The 18642-nt window shown below is 73.1% G+C and carries 16 protein-coding genes; 10 read left to right on the forward strand and 6 right to left on the reverse strand.

Annotated features, from left to right (window positions below; all coding sequences use genetic code 11):
- Nucleotides 1-257: 257 nt before the first annotated feature.
- Nucleotides 258-2861, reverse strand: a complete 2604-nt coding sequence (locus FHX74_RS21145; protein ID WP_182560625.1) for a CDP-glycerol glycerophosphotransferase family protein — start codon at nt 2859-2861, stop codon at nt 258-260.
- A gap of 99 nt (nt 2862-2960) precedes the next feature.
- On the opposite strand from FHX74_RS21145, the gene FHX74_RS13075 reads away from it, so the two are divergent.
- A complete protein-coding gene (locus tag FHX74_RS13075; RefSeq protein WP_182560626.1) occupies nt 2961-4445 on the forward strand; it encodes a bifunctional cytidylyltransferase/SDR family oxidoreductase in 1485 nt (494 codons plus the stop codon).
- A gap of 69 nt (nt 4446-4514) precedes the next feature.
- On the opposite strand, the gene FHX74_RS13080 is transcribed toward FHX74_RS13075, so the two are convergent.
- The 3 genes from FHX74_RS13080 to FHX74_RS13090 all read right to left on the reverse strand — a co-directional run bounded on the left by FHX74_RS13080 (nt 4515) and on the right by FHX74_RS13090 (nt 7235).
- A complete protein-coding gene (locus tag FHX74_RS13080) occupies nt 4515-5924 on the reverse strand; it encodes an endonuclease/exonuclease/phosphatase family protein (protein ID WP_182560627.1) in 1410 nt (469 codons plus the stop codon).
- Between the two features lie 213 nt (nt 5925-6137).
- Complete coding sequence (locus FHX74_RS13085; protein WP_182560628.1) at nt 6138-6752, reverse strand: AAA family ATPase; 615 nt, start codon at nt 6750-6752, stop codon at nt 6138-6140.
- A 33-nt stretch (nt 6753-6785) separates the two neighbouring features.
- Nucleotides 6786-7235: an HNH endonuclease gene (locus tag FHX74_RS13090; RefSeq protein ID WP_182560629.1), complete on the reverse strand. Its 450-nt coding sequence runs from the start codon at nt 7233-7235 to the stop codon at nt 6786-6788.
- 242 nt (nt 7236-7477) lie between these two features.
- On the opposite strand from FHX74_RS13090, the gene FHX74_RS13095 reads away from it, so the two are divergent.
- Nucleotides 7478-8080, forward strand: coding sequence for an SGNH/GDSL hydrolase family protein (locus tag FHX74_RS13095; RefSeq protein WP_182560630.1), 603 nt, complete (start codon nt 7478-7480; stop codon nt 8078-8080).
- A gap of 44 nt (nt 8081-8124) precedes the next feature.
- Here the strand turns inward: FHX74_RS13095 and FHX74_RS13100 are convergent, their stop codons facing one another.
- A complete protein-coding gene (locus tag FHX74_RS13100; protein ID WP_182560631.1) occupies nt 8125-9420 on the reverse strand; it encodes an aminotransferase family protein in 1296 nt (431 codons plus the stop codon).
- A gap of 63 nt (nt 9421-9483) precedes the next feature.
- Between FHX74_RS13100 and FHX74_RS13105 the strand changes: the two genes are divergently transcribed.
- The 4 genes from FHX74_RS13105 to FHX74_RS13120 all read left to right on the forward strand — a co-directional run bounded on the left by FHX74_RS13105 (nt 9484) and on the right by FHX74_RS13120 (nt 13373).
- Nucleotides 9484-9936 (forward strand): sulfurtransferase TusA family protein, encoded by a 453-nt coding sequence (locus FHX74_RS13105; protein WP_220483909.1) that lies wholly within the window; start codon nt 9484-9486, stop codon nt 9934-9936.
- Nucleotides 9937-10263: 327 nt separating this feature from the next.
- Nucleotides 10264-11451, forward strand: a complete 1188-nt coding sequence (locus tag FHX74_RS13110) for a zinc-dependent alcohol dehydrogenase (RefSeq protein WP_182560632.1) — start codon at nt 10264-10266, stop codon at nt 11449-11451.
- Complete coding sequence (locus tag FHX74_RS13115; protein ID WP_220483911.1) at nt 11448-12419, forward strand: SDR family NAD(P)-dependent oxidoreductase; 972 nt, start codon at nt 11448-11450, stop codon at nt 12417-12419. Before FHX74_RS13110 ends, FHX74_RS13115 begins: the two co-directional genes overlap by 4 nt.
- A 60-nt stretch (nt 12420-12479) precedes the next feature.
- Entirely contained in the window at nt 12480-13373 is an 894-nt protein-coding gene (locus FHX74_RS13120) for an SDR family oxidoreductase (protein WP_182560633.1), read from the forward strand.
- Between the two features lie 178 nt (nt 13374-13551).
- On the opposite strand, the gene FHX74_RS13125 is transcribed toward FHX74_RS13120, so the two are convergent.
- Nucleotides 13552-14580 (reverse strand): glycosyltransferase, encoded by a 1029-nt coding sequence (locus tag FHX74_RS13125; protein WP_182560634.1) that lies wholly within the window; start codon nt 14578-14580, stop codon nt 13552-13554.
- A gap of 176 nt (nt 14581-14756) precedes the next feature.
- Between FHX74_RS13125 and FHX74_RS13130 the strand changes: the two genes are divergently transcribed.
- From FHX74_RS13130 to FHX74_RS13145, 4 genes are read left to right on the forward strand one after another with little or no spacing between them, the layout of a single operon-like run.
- Nucleotides 14757-16139, forward strand: coding sequence for a type 2 periplasmic-binding domain-containing protein (locus FHX74_RS13130; protein WP_182560635.1), 1383 nt, complete (start codon nt 14757-14759; stop codon nt 16137-16139).
- 7 nt (nt 16140-16146) lie between these two features.
- Nucleotides 16147-17136 (forward strand): carbohydrate ABC transporter permease, encoded by a 990-nt coding sequence (locus FHX74_RS13135; protein WP_328823811.1) that lies wholly within the window; start codon nt 16147-16149, stop codon nt 17134-17136.
- Nucleotides 17133-18092 (forward strand): carbohydrate ABC transporter permease, encoded by a 960-nt coding sequence (locus tag FHX74_RS13140; protein WP_182560636.1) that lies wholly within the window; start codon nt 17133-17135, stop codon nt 18090-18092. Before FHX74_RS13135 ends, FHX74_RS13140 begins: the two co-directional genes overlap by 4 nt.
- A gap of 49 nt (nt 18093-18141) precedes the next feature.
- Nucleotides 18142-18630: a hypothetical protein gene (locus tag FHX74_RS13145; RefSeq protein ID WP_182560637.1), complete on the forward strand. Its 489-nt coding sequence runs from the start codon at nt 18142-18144 to the stop codon at nt 18628-18630.
- The last annotated feature ends 12 nt before the right edge of the window (nt 18631-18642 follow it).

Genomic DNA, 18642 nt, shown 5'->3' on the forward strand with positions numbered 1-18642 from the left:
TGGGTAACAACGTGCGCTGAGCTCGCCGAAGCGCGCGCTCCTGCCCTTCGACAGGCTCAGGGCGCGGTGGGTGTGGTGCACTCAGGGCACCCTGGTGCGGAACGTGCGCTGAGCTTGTCGAAGCGCGCTCCTGGGTAACAACGTGCGCTGAGCTTGTCGAAGCGCGTGCTCCTGCCCTTCGACAGGCTCAGGGTGCGGTGTGTCCGTGCGCTGAGCTCGTCGAAGCGCCCTCGCCCTTCGACTCAGGGCACCAAGGATCAGTCGGCGAGCAGCAGGTCGACGGCCCGGGCGGAGGCGCCGCCGTCGTCCCAGGGGTTGAAGTCGGCCACCCACCGGGCGTAGGCCTCGGCGTGCTCGGGCGGGACGCCACCGGCGGCCCGGCGGATCTCCTCGACCACCGCGTCGGTGCTGGTCACCAGCGGACCGGGTGCGCGGTCGGCCAGATCGAAGTAGACCCCGCGGTCGCGTCCGGCGTAGGCCTCGAGGTCGGGGACGAAGAAGACCATCGGCCGGCGGGTCACGCTGTAGTCGAACATCACCGAGGAGTAGTCGGTGACCAGCACGTCGGCCAACCGCAGCAGGTCCGACAGCTCGGGATAGGTCGTCACGTCGACCACCCGGTCGGCCCGCACGTCGCGCCCGGCGGCCACCGTGTTCGCGTGTCCGCGGACCAGCACCCGGTGCCCGCCGCCCAGACCGCGGACCAGCCAGTCGAGGTCGAGACCCGTGATGGCGTCGTCGCCGGTCTCGCGCCAGGTGGGCATGAACAGCACCACCGGCTCCGCCGGCGCGAGCCCGAGCCGCGACCGGAGCTCGCGGTCCTCGTCCTTGGTGAGCGGCCGGGTCAGCGCGTCGTTGCGGGGATAGCCGATCTCGGCGACGGTCCCCTCGTAGAGGTAGGCCCGGCGGAACACCTCGGTGCTGTGCGGGTTCTGCGAGATCAACCAGCTCCACTGCGCGGTCTGGTCGGCCAGCGCCCGCCGGCGCTGGTCCGTGTCCGCGAACCCGATCCGGTCGGTGCCGAGCCGCTTGAGCGGGGTGCCGTGCCAGGTCTGCAGCACCCGTTGGCCGTCGCGGCGGAGGAACTGCCCGTCGGGGAACGCGTTGGTCACGAACCACCGAGCGCGGCTGCGGAGCTCGTAGAACTCGCGACTGCGGTCGAGCACCGGCACCGCCCCGTCGGGGACGGGCACCGAGTGTTCGGCCACCACCCAGTACTCGGTCAGGTCGGGCCGGCGACGGACCAGCTCGTGCCGGATCGCCGCCGGGTTGTCGCCCACCGAGCGGCCGTCGAAGCTGGCGAACAGCACCGCGTCGAGCAGCAGCCGGCTCTCGGTCCGGCTGGCTCTGCTCAGCTCGATCGCCCGGAACCGGCCGGCCTCGCCGACGGGTCGGGTCGGGCTGATCCGGAACGCCAGGGCGTCCTGCGCCGTCCGCTCGGCGCGGACCCGGACCGACGGGCCGACCATCCAGTCGCCCAGCCGGCCGGCCAGCCGACGCGACAACCGGACGCCCTCCGGCTCTCGGCCGTGGTGGCTGACCTCCAGCTCCCAGCGCCCCGTCCCGGGCGGCAGCACCGGCCCGCCGAAACCGCTCGCGGCGCGCAGGGTGAAGGCCACGGTGAGCGCGCCGGCCGGACGGTCGCCCGGGGCGTCCTCGACGTCGACCCGCTCGGCGGTGATGGTCTGCCGCGGGCCGACCAGGCGGAACGCGTCCGCAGTCGGCACCGTCTTCCCGAGACCGCTCACCCGGACCAGCAACCGCTCGGCTGCTGCGTCCGCACCGTCGAGCCGGACGTCGGTGACCAGCGCGGCGCCCGTGCCGCGCTCGATCCGCAGCACCGCGTCGTCGCCGGTGTCGAGGCGGGTGGTCCCGGCGCCGGTGGTGGTCAGCAGCTCGGCGTTCCCGTCCGGCGACGCCCAACGGGCCACCCGGTGCCGGCCCAGCGCGTCGACCAGCTCGAGACGCCAGCGACTCGGCTCCGGCACCAGCCGGGCCGGGTCGACCAGCACCCGACCCCGGCGGTACCCCAGCCGGACGTGGTCGGCCCGGCCGTGTGGCTCGTCCTCGCGGACCGCCAGCGCGCGGACGGGCCGGAACCCGCCTGCGGTCTGGACGTGCACCACCACCGGTCCGTCGTCGGTGATCCGGTCGACCAGCACCGCCGGCCGTTCCACCCGCACCACGAAGCCCTCGCGTCCACCGGTCCGGACACTGACCACCCGGTCGCCGTGCCGCACCGGACTCACCAGTCCGGTCGAGGCGTACCGGTCCGCCCGGCCGAACGGCTCGGTCCGCTCCGGCTGCGGGCCCGAGCCCGCGGCGTCCGCGTCGGCGCGGGCGAGCAGCCCCACCTCGATCCGCCACTGGTGATCGGCCTCGGGGTCCGCGTCGGCCAGCGCGGCCGGGTCGACGACCGCGGTGAACGCCGTGCCCGACCGGTCCCGGTTGCGGTCGTCGTCGCTGGTGTTGACGTCCTCACGGGGGACCCGGGTGAGCGGGATCGGCACCGGCGCGGTCCCCTTCGGGCCGACCGCGACCAGCGCGGTCCCCGGCGGGTCGTCGGCACCGAGCCGGAACGCCCAGCCCTCGAGAGCCAGCCGGCCGTCGGGTCGGAGGACCAGAGAGTGCAGCCGGCTGGTCAGGGCCCGCCGGCCGGCCGGCGCCGGCGGGCGCCGGACCGCCGGCGGAGCGTGCGAGCCGCGGCGCAGCCCGGCGCGGCGCGCGAGCGCGCGGGCCACTCGGCGGGCCGGGGCCGGGGCGCGCGTCCAGCCGCGCCGGGCCAGACCCACGGCCCGGCGGGTCAGCGCCCCGACCGGGTCCGCTGCGGTCGCACGACCCGACTTCCTCACCTCCGTCACCCGCGTGAGGTTAATGGGTGACCGGGCCCACGGTCAGGACGACCACGCGGGCCGCGCGGCGCCGCAGCCCGGGCCGGGCGCCGACGCTAGGCTCGCCGGATGAGCAGTTCGCAGGACACCGACCCGACCACGCCCCGGCTGCGCAACGTCGCGGTGGTGCTGGCCGGTGGCACCGGCACCCGGGTCGGGCTGGACATCCCCAAGCAGCTGATCAAGATCGCCGGCAAGCCGATCATCGAGCACACCCTGGCCGCGCTGCACGCCTCGGCGCTGATCGACGAGATCGTGATCATGATGACGCCGGGTCACCTCGACCCGGTCCGGTCGATCGTGCGCACCGGGGGCTTCACCAAGGTGAGCCGGATCCTCGAGGGGGCCGGCACCCGCAACGACACCACCGCGGCGGCGCTGGCCGCGATCGCCGAGGGGCTCGGTCCCGACGAGGACTGCAACGTGGTGCTCCACGACGCGGTCCGGCCGCTGGTCTCGCAGACGATCATCGCCGCGAACGTCGAGGCGCTGCAGAGCTACGCCGCCGTCGACACCGCGATCCCCTCGGCCGACACCGTCATCCAGGTCGACCAGCCGGCCGGGAGCGCTCCGGGGGACGGCGCGATCGACGCCCGGTTGACCGACGTGCTGGCCCGGCCGCTGCTGCGCCGCGGACAGACCCCGCAGTCGTTCCGGCTCTCGGTGATCCGGGCCGCCTACGCCAAGGCCGCCCAGGACCCCTCGTTCACCGCCACCGACGACTGCACCGTGGTGCTGCGCTATCTGCCCGAGGTCCCGATCGCGGTGGTCGCCGGACACGAGCGCAACATGAAGGTCACCGAGCCGATCGACGTCTACATCGCCGACAAGCTCTTCCAGCTCACCTCCGCCGACCAGCCGGACACGCTGACCGACGCCCAGTACGCCGAGGCGCTCGCGGGACGGACGATGGTCGTCTTCGGTGGCTCGTACGGGATCGGCGGCGACATCGCCGCCCTGGCCCGGAGCCACGGCGCCGCCGTGTTCACCTTCTCGCGCTCGGCCACCGACACCCACGTGGAGAAGCGGGCCGACGTCGCCGCGGCCGCCCGCAGCGTGCTCGACCAGACCGGCCGGGTCGACTTCGTGGTCAACACCGCCGGGGTGCTGCCGATCAGCGCGCTGGCCGAGACCAGCGAGGAGACGATCTACAACGCCACGGAGATCAACTATCTCGGCCCGATCTTCATCGGCCAGGAGTTCTTCCCGCACCTCGCGGCCACCGGCGGCTCGCTGCTCTACTTCACCTCCTCCTCCTACACCCGCGGACGGTCCGGCTACTCGCTCTACTCCTCGGCCAAGGCGGCGGTGGTCAACCTGACCCAGGCGCTGGCCGACGAGTGGGCGGGCAGCGGGGTGCGGGTCAACTGCGTCAACCCCGAGCGGACCGCCACCCCGATGCGGGTGCGCGCCTTCGGCGACGAGCCGGCGGGCACGCTGCTGAGCTCGACCGAGGTGGCCCGCCGCTCGCTCGACGTGCTGCTCTCGGCCCAGACCGGGCACGTGATCGACATCCGACGCGACTCCGGCCCGGCCGCGCTCACCGGGGGGTGAGGCGACCGGGCCGGATCCACATCCATCCGTCTCGGGCGGCCGGTCCGCGGACCGGCCGTGATCGTTCGGTCAGTACACCAGGTCGCTGACCACCAGGTTGTGGTCGGAGGCGCGCCGGGTGTCGGTGACCTTGACGACGTTGTTCCAGGTCGCCGACCCGGTGAACCCGCGGAACATGATCTTGTCCAGCCGGGTGCCGAAGTTGTTGACCCCGGGCTTCACCGTGGTGGCGAAGTCGTTGAAGGTCGCGTACTGGCCGCGGACGACCTTGCTGGCCGCGTAGCTGTCGGTGTAGCCGGCCGAGACCAGGGCGTCGTGCGAGGCGTCGCCGGCCCGGTCGTTCTGCCAGGCGTTGTAGTCGCCCGCGATGATCACCGGCAGGTGCTGGGTGTTGAGGCCGTTGATCACGCTCTGCACCTTGGCGATCTGGGCGCCGCGGAGCGCGTTGAGCGAGCGCTGGTTGGCCGCCGAGCCGGTGTGCCGGTCGTCCAGGTGCACCGAGACGAACCAGAACTGCTTGCCGGTGGTCTTGTCCTGGAACTTGGCGTAGCCGGCGAAGCGGGTCATCGTCGAGGGGTCGTTGGACCGGATCGGCAGCCGGATGCTGCAGGAGCTGTTCCAGCCGTGCCGCGGCTGGGTGTCGGGGCAGTTGCTGAGCAGCCGGATCCGGGTGCTGTCGTAGAGGATCCGCTCCCCCTGGGTGTTGACCTTGGCGTCGGGCGACACGTACGGGGTGGTCCGGACCAACCGGTACTTGCCGGCGCCGGTCCGCTTCAGCTGGCTGACCAGGCTCTGGGTCTGCCGCTGGGTGCCGTTGAGCGAGCCGCTCTTGCCGTCGGCGCGGCCGACGTTGAGCTCCTGCAGCGCGTAGACCTCGGCGTTGTAGTAGCGGAGCTGCTTGGCGACGTCGACCACCCGCGAGGGCCAGGCGCGGCCGGCGCCGGTGGCGGTGCGGACGTTGAAGGTGCCGATCCGGACGGTCTCGCCGCGGTAGCTCGGGGCCTGGGGGATGCCGGCCTGCAGGTAGGCCCAGTTGCGGGCCTGGGTTCCGGTGCGGGTGTTGTTGAGCGCGGAGAGCCGGAAGTAGACCTGGTTCCCGCTGCCGAACGGCGCGCCGGCGGCGGCTAGCTGCGAGGCGGAGAAGGTGAACGAGCGGGCGTTCTTGTCGATCAGGAAGACGTGGCTGTGCCGGCCGGTGTAGGGCATCTGGCTGTTGGTCTTGCTGAACGGGTTGAGCCCGGTCTCGAGCCGGTAGCCGGTGGTGTTCTTGCCGCTCTGCGACCAGCGGACGGTGAAGGTGCCCGGCGAGCTCGAGACGATCGAGACGTTGGTGATCTTGTCCGGCCAGGCGACGGCCTGCGCCGGGGCCGCGCCGATCAGGCCGGCGGCGACGGTACCGAGGAGAGCGGTGCCACCGACCAGGGCGAGAGCGGGACGACGGGGGAAAACGGGACGACGAACGGAGCGGAGGGTCGACACGGAAGGGACTCCTGAAGTGGAAGGCTGTTGGGTGGCGCGCTCCCTCGACGCGCCTTGCGGACACTTCCCCGGTGATTCCAACCCCGGAATCGATCCCCAGAAACAAAAAAGATCTTCCAGAACAGGGGCCCCCACTGCTACCCACGGCCCCCGCCGGAAAATCTGGTGCTGAAGGTACCCAGGCGTTCCCAGCCGGGGCAACCCGGGTGTCCGTCAGGTGAGACGGTCCCGGCGAGCAGCCTCCGCGACGGCGTCCCGGACGACGGCCAGCACCGCGGCATAGGTGCCGTCCACGTCGCCCTCGACGCTCGGCACGCGGTGCGCGGCCGGGCGGTCGGCCAGCATCGCCACCAGCCGGTCGTACATCGCGTCGAGCTCGTCCAGTCCACCGGCGGCGTCGAGCGCGGCCGCCGCCTCGACGTGGTCACGGGTCTCCGCCCGAGCGGTCCGATCGACGAACCGGCGACGTGCCGCCTCGCGGGTGTCGAGCAGCACGATCTCCACGAACGGCGCCCCGACCTCGGCGGCCAGCCGCTCGAGCCGGACCAGGAAGTCGGGCCGGGCCAGCAGCTGCGGCACGACCACGTCGTGCCCGGCGCGGAGGTGCGTCCGCGCAGCGACCAGCGCCAGCTCGCGGGCGGCCAGCCCGGCCTCGGTCGGGTGCCGGCGCCAGTCGCCGAGCATCGCCCGCACCCGGTCGATGTCGAGAGCCAGGGTCAGCGGGTGGTCGGCCGCGTACCGGGTGGCCAGCGTGGACTTGCCGCACCCGGGTGGCCCGTTGAGCAGCACCAGCACCGGGTGGGCGCGGGGGGCGTCGGCGGGCGGCACCCGGTCACCCTAGGCGCGCCGGACGCCCGGGGGTCAGCGTCCCCAGATGTCGGTGAACACCGGGACGAACGGCAGGTGCCGCAGCGCGATGCCGGCCTGGTCCGGGGTCAGCCCGCCCTTGGCGCAGTTGCACCGCTCGCAGGCGGCCACCACGTTGAGCCAGTCGGTGCTGCCGCCCTGACAGCGCGGGATGACGTGGTCGACGGTGGTGGCCGGCTTCTCGCAGTAGGCGCAGCGGTGGCGGTCGCGCCGCATCACCCCCTGCTTGGAGTACGGCACCCGGCCCTTCCGCTCCCAGCGCCACCGGGCGTAGACGTAGTGCAGCAGCATCACCGCGCGCGGTCGCGGGTAGGGCCCGTACATCTCGCCGGGCACCGACTCGTGGACCTGGGCGACCTGCCGGTAGAGCATCTTGATGGCGTGCTTGAGGGTGACGGTGCCGAGCAGCTCACCGTCGAGGTTGTAGATGATGACCTGGCTCATCGGGCACCTCCTCCCGCCGCGCGCCCGGGATCGCACCGGTCGGCTGGTCCCATTCAACCGCCCCGGCCAAGCGTTGCGGGGCAGATCAGGTGCGTGGCGTGGGTCACACCGCGTCGCCGGGTCCGAGGGTAGGTGGCCCACGCTGACGCCGTCCACCGGGATCCGCCGCCGTGCGGCCGAGCCCGGCCCCGACCTCCCGGCCCGCGACCGGGCACTCAGGTCGCGTTGTCTAGCGTGGCCGGGTGACGATCTCAGGCACCGTGGTGTTCACCGGCGACAGCATCACCGACGCGGGCCGGAGCGCCGATCCGAGCGGACTCGGCGAGGGCTACGTCGCGTTGCTCGCCGCCGACCCGGCCCTGGCCGGGGCCACGGTGGTCAACACCGGGATCGGCGGCAACCGGCTCCCGGACCTGCTGGCCCGGCTCGACCGCGACGTCGCCGCGCACCGGCCGGAGCTGGTCTCGGTGATGATCGGGATCAACGACACCTGGCGGCGCTACGACTCCGACGACCCGACGACGACCGCCGACTTCCACGACGGGTACGCCCGGCTGCTCGAGCAGCTCGACCTGATCACCGCGCGGGTGGTGCTGATGGAGCCGTTCCTGCTGCCGGTGACCGCCGACCAGGCCACCTGGCGCGAGGACCTCGACCCCAAGATCGCGGTGGTCCGCGACCTGGCCGCCGACCACGGCGCGCTGCTGATCCGCACCGACGAGCTGCTCAACGCCCGCGCCCACGAGGAGGGCACGGCCACGCTGGCCGCCGACGGCGTCCACCCGACGCCGCGCGGGCACCGGGCGCTGGCCGAGATCTGGCGGTCGGCGGTCGCCGACCTCTGAGCCGCTGCCGCGAGCGGAGCCCGTGCCGCGCGCCTGGGCTCCGGTCAGCCGCGGGCGAGCCGGGCCGAGACGGCCTGGTCGACGGCGGCGACGAAGGCGGCCAGCTCGGCGTCCGTGGTGATGAACGGCGGGCTGAGCTGCAGCGTGTTGCCGCGCAGCGGCCGGCTGACGAACCCGAGCTCGATCAGGTCGTCGGCCACGTCGGTGGCCGCGATCTCGTCGACCAGCGCCACCCCGCCGAGGAAACCGGCCACCCGCACCTCGGCGACCCCGGGCTGGCGCGCGGCCAGCGCGTCCAGCTCGGTGCGCAGCCGGCCCTCGAGCTCGGCGACCCGCGGCACCAGCCGCTCGGCCTCGAGCAGGTCGAGGTGGGCCAGCGCGACGGCGCACGCCGTCGCGTGCCCGGCGTAGGTGGCCCCGTGCCGGAACACCGGGGTGTCCGGGCTGTCGCGGTAGAACGCCTCCCAGACCCGCGGGGCGACCAGCACCCCGCCGAGCGGCGCGTACCCCGAGGTCACGCCCTTGGCGAAGGTGATCAGGTCGGGGTCCAGGCCGTAGCGCTGCGCGGCGAACATCTGCCCGGTGCGCCCGAACCCGGTGATCACCTCGTCGAGCACGAAGAGGATGTCGTGCTGGCGACAGAGCTCCTGCAGCTCGGTCAGGTAGCCGTCGTGGGGCGGGTTGACCCCGCCCGTCCCCTGGATCGGCTCGGTGACGATCGCGGCGATCCGCTCGGCGCCGTGCTCGGCGATCACCTTGGCCACCTGGTCGGCGTCGTGCAGCGGCACCCGTGCGGTCTCCGGCACCAGCGAGTCGGTGCCGTACCCCTCGCGGTTCATGTCGAGCCCCGCGATGCTGGTGCCGTAGGCGTGCAGCCCGTGGTAGGAGAACTCGCGGCTGAGGATGATCGTCTTGTCCGGTCGGCCGGCCAGCTGCCAGTGCCGGCGGGCCAGCTTGCAGGCCACGTCGATGGCGTCCGAGCCGCCCGAGTTCAAGATCACCTTCGGCCGGGCGATCGGGGCGATCGCCGCCAGCCGCTCCCCCAGTGCCAGAGCCTGGTCGTTCACGAACCGGGCGAAGATGTGGTAGGTCTCGAGCGTCAGCATCTGCCGGCGGGCGGCCTCGGCCAGCACCGGGTGCGCGTGCCCGACGTTGGCGTGCCAGAGCCCGGCGGTGCCGTCGAACAGCCGGCGTCCGTCCGTGGTCATCACGTAGCTGCCCTCGCCGCGTGCGATCACCACCTGGCGGCCGAGCACGGTGGGCAGGTGGGCCTGGGCCGGCCACAACGCGGGACCGTCCAACAGCGGTGCCGCTGCGGCGACCGGCTCGGTGAGCGTCATGATGGGAACTCCTTCGCAGCCGTGCGACCTGTCCGCACTCACCGTAGGGGACGCCGACCACCGATGCCTGAGCCCGTCGACCGGCGTACCGCCGCACCCCGGTCCGGCGGCGGTGCCGGCCGGGACGGGGAGCCTGGGCGGCTCGAGTCGCTCGGCGCCGACGGCTGGTTGCTCCGCGGCGGCGACCTCGGCTGCGCCCGGCTGCTGATCCTGCTGGCCCGCGCGGTGGCCGACCTGCCGGACGGCACCCGGGTGGTGCTCGAGACCACCGACCCGGTCGCCCCGATCGACCTGCCCGCCTGGTGCCGGCTGACCGGTCACCGCTACCTCGGCCGGGTGCCGCCGTCGGACGTCCCGGATGAGGGCCCGCGCGCCGATCAACCGAGCGCCCCGCGCGCCGATCAACCGAGCGCCCCGCGCGCCGATCAACCGAGCGCCCCGCGCTACGCCGTCGAGACCAGCGCGAGCGCCCGCGGGACCGACCCGCGCGCGCCCTGGCGCCCGCTGGCTCCCTGACCCCGGCCCGCTCCCCCGTCTCTGCGGACGCAGGGTGCGACCCGGCTCGGGGCGGTCGGGGGTCCCGCCGACCGGGCGCCGACCGGCATGGGCCAGGATGGAGGCACAGCCCGCCGAGCCCGTCGCGGACACCTGAAGACCGACCGAGCGTTCCTGCTCGGTCCGGGTCCGGGCCGCGGACACCACGGCGCCGGAGCTCCCACCACCCGACCCCGTCGCGCCGACCCGGCTGCGACGTCCCCGGGCGCACCGGCCACCCCGGCGCCCCGCTCCCGGTCGTGGTGGCGGTGCTCCCGCCCGTCCGCCGGACGGACCGGAGAGGACACCGTGAAAGCACTCACCTGGCAGGGCAAGGAGAAGGTCAGCGTCGAGGAGGTCCCCGACCCGACCATCCAGGAGCCCACCGACGCGATCATCCGCGTCACCTCGACCGCCATCTGCGGCTCGGACCTGCACCTCTACTCGGTGCTGGGGCCGTTCCTCGACAAGGGCGACGTCCTCGGCCACGAGACGATGGGCGTGGTCGAGGCCGTGGGCAGCGAGGCCGGCCGGCTCAAGGTCGGCGACCGCGTCGTCGTCCCGTTCAACATCTCCTGCGGGCACTGCTGGATGTGCAGCCGCGGGCTCTTCGCGCAGTGCGAGACCACCCAGGTCCGCGAGCAGGGCAGCGGCGCCGCGCTCTTCGGCTACACCGAGCTCTACGGCTCGGTCCCCGGCGGTCAGGCCGAGTACCTGCGGGTGCCGCAGGCCCAGTTCGGGCCGATCGTGGTGCCCGAGGACGTCCCCGACGAGCGCGTCCTCTACCTGTCCGACATCCTGCCGACCGCCTGGCAGGGCGTCGCCTGGGCGGGGCTCGACCCGGCCGGCGGCGACACCGTCGCGGTGCTCGGTCTCGGTCCGGTCGGCCAGTTCGCCACCCGGATCGCGCGGCACCAGGGCCACCGGGTGATCGGCGTCGACCTCGTCCCCGAGCGCCTGGCGCTGGCCCAGCAGCACGGGATCGAGACCCTCGACCTCACCACCACCGACAACCCGGCCGAGGCCCTGCTCGAGCTGACCGGCGGCCGCGGACCGGACGGGATCGTCGAGGCGGTCGGGATGGAGGCGCACGGCTCCCCGCTCAAGGCGGCGGCCATCGGCGCGGTCGGGCTGCTGCCCGACGCCGTCGCCGCCCCGCTGACCAAGGCCGCCGGGATCGACCGGACGGCCGCGCTCGACACCGCGATGCGGGCGGTCCGCCGCGGCGGCACGGTGTCGATCAGCGGGGTGTACGGCGGCCAGGCCGACCCGCTGCCGATGATGACCATGTTCGACCGCGGGCTGACCATCCGGATGGGCCAGTGCCACGTCAAGCGCTGGATCGACGACATCTGGCCGGTGCTGATGGCCGACGGCGACCCGCTCGGTGCTGAGACGCTGGCCACCCACCGGCCGCCGCTCGCCGAGGCCGCGGAGGCCTATAAGACCTTCCAGGCCAAGCAGGACGGCTGCATCAAGGTGGTCCTCAAGCCGTGAGCGCCGACCGTGCCGACACACCGCGCCCGCCGGTGGCGCTGCTGGTCGGCGGGTCGCGCGGGCTCGGTCTGGCCATGGCCCGCGACCTCGCCGGTCAGGGCTGGGCGCTCGCGCTCGCGGCCCGCGACCCGGAGCAGCTGCGGGCGGCGGCAGACGACCTGGTCGGCCGGCGTCCGTCGGTCCGGATCGAGACCTTCCCGCTCGACGTCGCCGACGCCGAGGCGGTGGCCGCGGCGGTCGCCGCGACCGAGGAGCGGCTCGGTCCGGTCGCACTGGCGATCTGCGTCGCCGGCGTGATCCAGGTCGGGCCGCTCGAGGCCCTCGGCCGCGAGCACTTCCGCGAGGCCGTCGACACCATGCTCTGGGGGCCGGTCAACACCGCCGCCGCAGTGCTGCCGGGGATGCGCGCACGCGGACACGGCCGGATCGGGGTGATCACCTCGGTCGGGGGGCTGGTGGCCGCCCCGCACCTGCTCCCCTACTCGACGGCCAAGTTCGGCGCGGTCGGGTTCGCCCGCGGGCTGCGGACCGAGCTGACCGGCACCGGCGTCACCGTGACCACGGTGGTGCCCGGGCTGATGCGGACCGGCTCGCACCGGCACGCCGAGTTCGTCGGCGCCCAGGGCGAGGAGTTCGCCTGGTTCGCCCCGGCGGCGTCGGTCCCCGGGCTGTCGATGGACGCCGGCCGGGCCGCCCGGCGGATCGTCCGCGCCGTCCGACAGGGCCGGGCCGAGCTGTGGCTGACCCCGCTCACCCAGCTCGCCGGCCGGGTGGCCGGGCTGTCGCCGCGGCTCACCGCCGCCGTCCTCGCGCTCACCGTCCGGCTGCTCCCGGACGCCTCCGGCGGACACAGCGACACCGTCGAGGGGCACGAGGCCCGGCGCCGGATGCCGTCGCGCACCCGGGCCCTGGTCGACCGGCTGACCACGCTGGGCGACCGCGCTTCGGACCGGATGCTCCAGCGCTGACCGGGCCCACCGTCCCGGGCACGTCTCCAGAAACCCACACCCACAGGGAGAACGACGATCATGACCGACCAGTACACCTTCACCAACCCGGTCGACCAGTACCACACCGGCGGCTTCGACGAGCAGTACCAGGAGGGCGCCGGGCTGGCCCGTGAGCTCGACCCCAAGCCCGACCACGGCGAGCAGACCTACCGCGGCACCGACCGGCTGGCCGGCCGGAAGGCGCTGGTGACCGGGGCCGACTCCGGCATCGGCCGGGCGGCGGCGATCGCCTTCGCCCGCGAGGGCGCCGACGTGGTGCTGTCCTACCTGCCCAGCGAGCAGGCGGACGCCGAGGAGGTCGCCGGGCTGGTCCGCGACGCCGGCCGCAAGGCCGTCCTCGCGCCCGGGGACATCGCCGACGAGCAGACCGCCCGCGGGCTGGTCCGGACCGCGCTCGACGAGCTCGGCGGGCTGGACCTGATCGCCAACGTCGCGGGCAAGCAGCAGACCCAGGAGTCGTTGGCCGACATCACCAGCGAGCAGTTCGACGAGACCTTCAAGACCAACGTCTACGCGCTGTTCTGGATCGTCCAGGAGGCCCTCCCGCACCTGCCCGCGGGGTCGTCGATCATCAACACCTCCTCGATCCAGGCCTACAGCCCCTCGCCGACGCTGGTCGACTACGCCACCACCAAGATGGCGATCAACACCTTCAGCAAGGCCCTGGCGCAGCAGGTCGCCCCGCAGGGCATCCGGGTCAACGTGGTCGCGCCCGGCCCGTTCTGGACGCCGTTGCAGACCGCGGGCGGTCAGCCCACCGAGGCGCTGCCCGAGTTCGGCCAGCAGACCCCGATCGGTCGCGCCGGTCAGCCCGCCGAGATCGCCCCGGCCTACGTCTACCTGGCCTCGGCCGAGTCGGGCTACGTCACCGGCGAGACGCTCAACGTCAACGGCGGCATGCCGACCCCCTGAGCGCACTCCGCACCGCCGTGCCCTGAGCCTGTCGAAGGGCCGCTCGTGCGCTTCGACGGGCTCAGCGCGCGTTCCGCACCACGGTGCCCTGAGCGCCTCCGCACCACCGTGCCCTGAGCCTGTCGAAGGGCGTCGTGCGCTTCGACAAGCTCAGCGTGCGTTGTGCGCTTCGACCGGCTCAGCGCGGGTGCGAGGCGACGTCGGCGAGCAGCCGGTGCCAGTCCCCCCGGAACCGGTCGAAGCCGTAGCGGTCGAGGGCGTGCGCGCGGGCCCGCCGGCCGCAGGCCGCGGCGTGCGCGGGATCGGCCAGCAGCCGGGCGGCACCCTCGACGAGCTCGCGCGGGTCGGTCGAGCGGACCCCGGCCCCGGTGGGGACCGCCCGGGCCGCCTCCGTGGTCTCGAGCACGACCGCCGGCAGCCCGAGCAGCATGGCCTCGATCAGGGACAGCCCGAGCGAGGTCCAGCGGTTGAGGTGCAGGTAGGCGCGCCGGGTGACCAGCGCGTCCCGCAGCTCGGCGGGTGACAGGTTGCCCGCGAAGGCCAGCCGTGGGCACCGATCCCCCAGGACGTCGGGGAGCAGCTGTCCGTCGATCCCGAACGCGTCCACCGGGTGCGCGGCGAACCAGGGCAGCAGGTCGGTGCCGGTCACCCGCCACCGCCGCACCGGTTCGTTGACCACGAAGGCCAGTCGGTCCTCGGTGCCGCGGTAGCGGAGCCCGGGATCGGGCAGGCCGTGCTCGATCACCACGGTCCGGCTCGTCCCGCAGTCCCAGAACAGCTGGTTGAACCAGGTGACGTGGACGATCGTCCAGCCCGCCCGGTCGGCCAGCGGGTGCCGACTGTCCGGGACGTCGGCGCGCGGCGTGTTGTGCTCGAGGAACACGGCGCCCACCGAACGGCCCAACCGGTCGCCGAACAGCTCCTCGAGCACCGCGACCTCGTCGACCCGCTGGGCGATCACCACGTCGGGCGGGTCGTCGCGGGCCTGCGCCGGGGTGAGGAACCTGACCGACTCGCCGGCGGCGACCGCCCGACGGGTGAAGCCGGGGAAGCGCCGGTCCGACGTCTGCCCGGATCCCTGCCCCGGTGTGGATCCCTGCCCTTCTGAGGATCCAGGGCCGTCCGAGCGGAGGAAGCAGACCTCGAACCCGCAGCCGAGCAGCGCGTCGGTGTAGGTGCCGTGGACGTCCCAGATCAGCGCGCGCACGGCAAGCGCGGTACCCTGCGTCCACCCGGCCGAAACGCCCGGCTGCAGGATTCGTCGCGGAGCAGCGCATCCGCGACGGGCAGCACCGGGGGAACGTCGGGTGCAGCGACTCAAGGCGTGGGTGCTGCCGACGCGGCGAGCGGCACCTCGACTCGCCGACGATCATCGGAGCTCCCGTGATCCGCAGAGTCCGCACCTCCGTCCTCGCCGCCCTCTCGGCGTCCGTCCTGATCGGCGCCGCCGCCTGCGGCAGCTCCGGGTCCGACCCGGGAGCCGCCGGCTCGAGCGCACCAGCGTTCAACCCGCAGGCCTCGGGATCGCTGCGGGCATGGGGATTCAACAACGCCGACGACGTCGGCACCTCGCGTCTGACCTACGCCAAGGGCCAGCTCGGCGGGGTCACCGTCACCCTCGACCAGACCGACTTCGACGCGCAGAAGTTCGTCACCCGGGTGGCCAGCGGCAACGTGCCCGACGTGGTCCAGATGGGCGCCCAGTCGGTGGCCAGCTACGCGGCCCAGGGCCTGATCCAGCCGCTCGACGGCTGCTTCTCCGCGCACCAGGTGGACCCGGCGAAGACCTACTACGGCTCCGTCCGCGACGACGTCACCTACCAGGGCAAGATCTGGGGCGTCCCGCAGTTCTACCAGCCGCCCGCGATCATCCTCAACGAGCGGGTGATCAAGCAGGCCGGGCTGACCGACGCCGACTTCGACACCTCGAAGCCCGACCAGCTGGTGGCGACCGCGAAGAAGCTCTACCAGCAGAAGGGCGGCAACCCGAGCCGACTGGGCTTCGACCCGGTGGCCTCCGGCCAGCCCGGGCTGTGGATCCTCGGCTACGGCGGCAAGCTGGCCGACGACCAGGGCAAGCCGACGCTCGACGACCCGAGCAACGTCAAGGGCATCGAGGTGCTCAAGCAGCTCGAGGACGCCCAGGGCGGCTACGCCAAGATCAAGTCCTTCAGCGACGCCTTCGACACCTTCGGCGCGGGCAACCAGTTCGTCAAGGACCAGGTGGCGGCGCAGGTCGACGCCCAGTGGTACGTCAACGTGCTCGCGCCCTACGTCGACAAGGTGCAGATCGGCGCGGTGCCGTTCCGCGGCAGCGACGGCCAGCCGTTCACCGTGGCCTCCGGCCAGGCGTTCGTGATCCCGACCGCGGCCAAGAACAAGGACGCCGCCTGCGCCTGGGCGCTCGCGCTGACCGGCCTGGACGCCTGGAAGGCGGCCGGCGCGGCCCGGGCGCAGACCCTGACCAAGACGCCCGGCGCGATCAACACCGGGCTGTTCACCGGTCAGCCGCAGGCCGACCAGCAGCTCCGCAGCCAGTACGTGAAGAAGTCGGGCAACGCCGGCTTCGACCAGACGATCTCCACCTACTACGACATCGTCGGCTCGGGGAAGTCGTTCGGCGCCTCGCCGGTCGGCGCGCAGATCCAGAGCGAGCTGACCAACGCGATCGAGGCCGCGCTCCGCGGCGACAAGACCCCGCAGCAGGCGCTCGCCGACGGTCAGGCGGCCGCGCTCCGGGCCTACGACCAGCTGCCGAAGAAGTGAGCCGACGGTGAGCACGGCGGCGGGGACGAGGACGGGCACGGCGGCGGGGCCGACGACCGGTGCGGACCGGCGGACCGTCCCGCCGCGGCGGCGGGGCAGCCGGATGCGCCGCCGCGAGGCGCTCGCGGGCTACCTGTTCATCAGCCCGTGGATCGTCGGGTTCCTGGTCTTCACCCTCGGCGCGATGGTCTACAGCCTGGTGATCTCGTTCAGCCACTACAGCTTGGCCACCGATCTGGCCGTGCCGGCCGGGCTGGACAACTACGAGAACCTGGTGGCCGACCCGAAGGTGCGGATCGCGCTGGCCAACACGCTGTTCTACGCCGTGCTGGCCGTCCCGCTGGAGATCGTGCTGGCGTTGCTGCTCGCCGGGCTGCTGCACCGGCTCGGCCGCGGCGCCGGGGTGTTCCGGACGATCTACTACCTGCCGAAGATGACCCCGGCGGTCGCCACCGCCTCGATCTTCCTGCTGCTGCTCAACGGCAACACCGGGGCGATCAACAAGGGGTTGTCGATCTTGGGCATCCAGGGTCCGCAGTGGCTGCTCGACCCCGACTGGGTCAAGCCGTCGATCGTGCTGATGACCCTCTGGGGCGTCAGCGGGACGATGGTGATCTTCCTGGCCGCGCTGAAGAACGTGCCGCGTGAGCTGTACGAGGTGGCCTCGCTCGACGGCGCCGGGCCGGTCCGCCAGTTCTTCGCGGTGACCGTGCCGATGATCTCCGGCGCGATCTTCTTCAACGTGCTGGTGCTGACCATCGCCGCGCTCCAGGTGTTCGACCAGGCCTATCTGCTCTACGGCCCGGCCGGCACCGGCACCACCCCGGACGCGGCGCTCTTCTACGGCGTCTACCTGTTCCGGCAGGCCTTCGAGCAGTTCAACTTCGGCTTCGCCGCGGCGATGGCCTGGGTGCTGTTCGTGCTGGTGCTGATCATCACGGTGATCCAGGTGCGGGTCGGCAACCGGTTCGTCTACTACGAGGGGGAGGTCCGATGAGCTCGATCGTCCGCCCGGCGGGCCGGACCGCCGCTGCGGCGCCGGCCGGCGCCCAGCTGACCGGGCCGGTGGTCACCACGACGGTCCGGTCGGGCCGCCGCGGTCCGCGGCCGGTCGGGTCGACGGTGGCCCGGGTGCTGCTCACCCTGCTGCTGGTCGGGTTCGCCTGCCTGTTCGTCTACCCGTTCGCCTGGCTGATCGCCGCCAGCCTCAAGCCGCGGGCCGAGGTCTTCGACAACGCCCTGATCCCGAAGACCTTCAGCCCCGCCAACTACGTCGAGGTCTGGCAGCAGCTGCCGCTGCTCAACTGGTCGGTGAACAGCGTGATCATCGCGCTGGCCGCAGCGGTGCTGGTGGCGATCTCCAGCTCGCTGGTCGCCTACGGGTTCGCGTTTTTCCGGTTCCCCGGTCGGCGGCTGCTGTTCGGGTTGGTGCTGGCCACCATGATGCTGCCCGGCGCGGTGACGATGGTGCCCCAGTACCTGATCTGGAAGTACCTCGGCGCGCTCGGGACCTGGTTCCCGCTGTTCGGGGCCAACCTGTTCGGCTCGGCGTTCTACATCTTCCTGCAGCGGCAGTTCTTCCTCGGGCTGCCCCGAGAGCTGTTCGAGGCCGCTCGGGTCGACGGAGCCGGCTACCTGACCCAGTTCACCCGGATCGCGCTGCCGCTGTCGGTGCCCTCGTTCGTGATCATCCTGCTGTTCGAGTTCCAGGCCAGCTGGAACAACTTCACCGGTGCGCTGATCTACCTCAACGGCAACGACGTCAAGGACTACACCGCGCCGCTCGGGATCGCGTACGCGATGAACACCTTCAACCCGAGCAACGGCGGACACGGCGACTACCAGTACGTGATGGTGGCCAGCCTGCTGGTCACCCTGCCGATGCTGGTGCTCTTCGCCTTCGGCCAGCGCTACTTCATCGAGGGGCTGGCCACCACCGGCCGCAAGGGCTGACCGTCCGGTCGCGGGATTCGCGGGACGGGCCGCGGGGTACCGAAGGGCCGTGGACGACGTGCTCGGGACCTACCTGCAGAGCCACGAGGCGCTGGCCCGGGCCGGCAGCGACGCCTTCCGTCGGGCCGCCGACCACCAGGCCGACACCGCCCACGGTCCGCTGCTGCGTCAGCTCAGCGACGACGTCGCGGCGGACCACGCGCTGCTGCGCGGCCTGCTCGACCGGCTCGAGGTCGGTCCGCACCCGGCGCTGTCGGTGATGGCCCGCGCCGGGGACCGGCTGGCCGGACACCGACCGGACGGGCAGCTGCTCAGCCGGTCGCCGCTGGCCGACCTGAACGAGCTCGAGGACCTGCTGGCCGCGATGCGGATGCGGGTCGCCGGACTCGACGCGCTGACCGCCACCGACGGGCGCTCCCCCGTCGACGGGCGGATCGAGCCGGCGGTGCTGACCCGGCTGCGCTCGCGCGCCCATGATCAGCTCGGGCTGGTCGAGTCGGTGCACCGGCACGTCGCCGCCGCCGTCCTCGACGCCTGAGCGAGCCCGGGC

The sequence above is a fragment of the Microlunatus kandeliicorticis genome (assembly GCF_014137855.1).
Lineage (GTDB): Bacteria > Actinomycetota > Actinomycetes > Propionibacteriales > Propionibacteriaceae > Microlunatus > Microlunatus kandeliicorticis.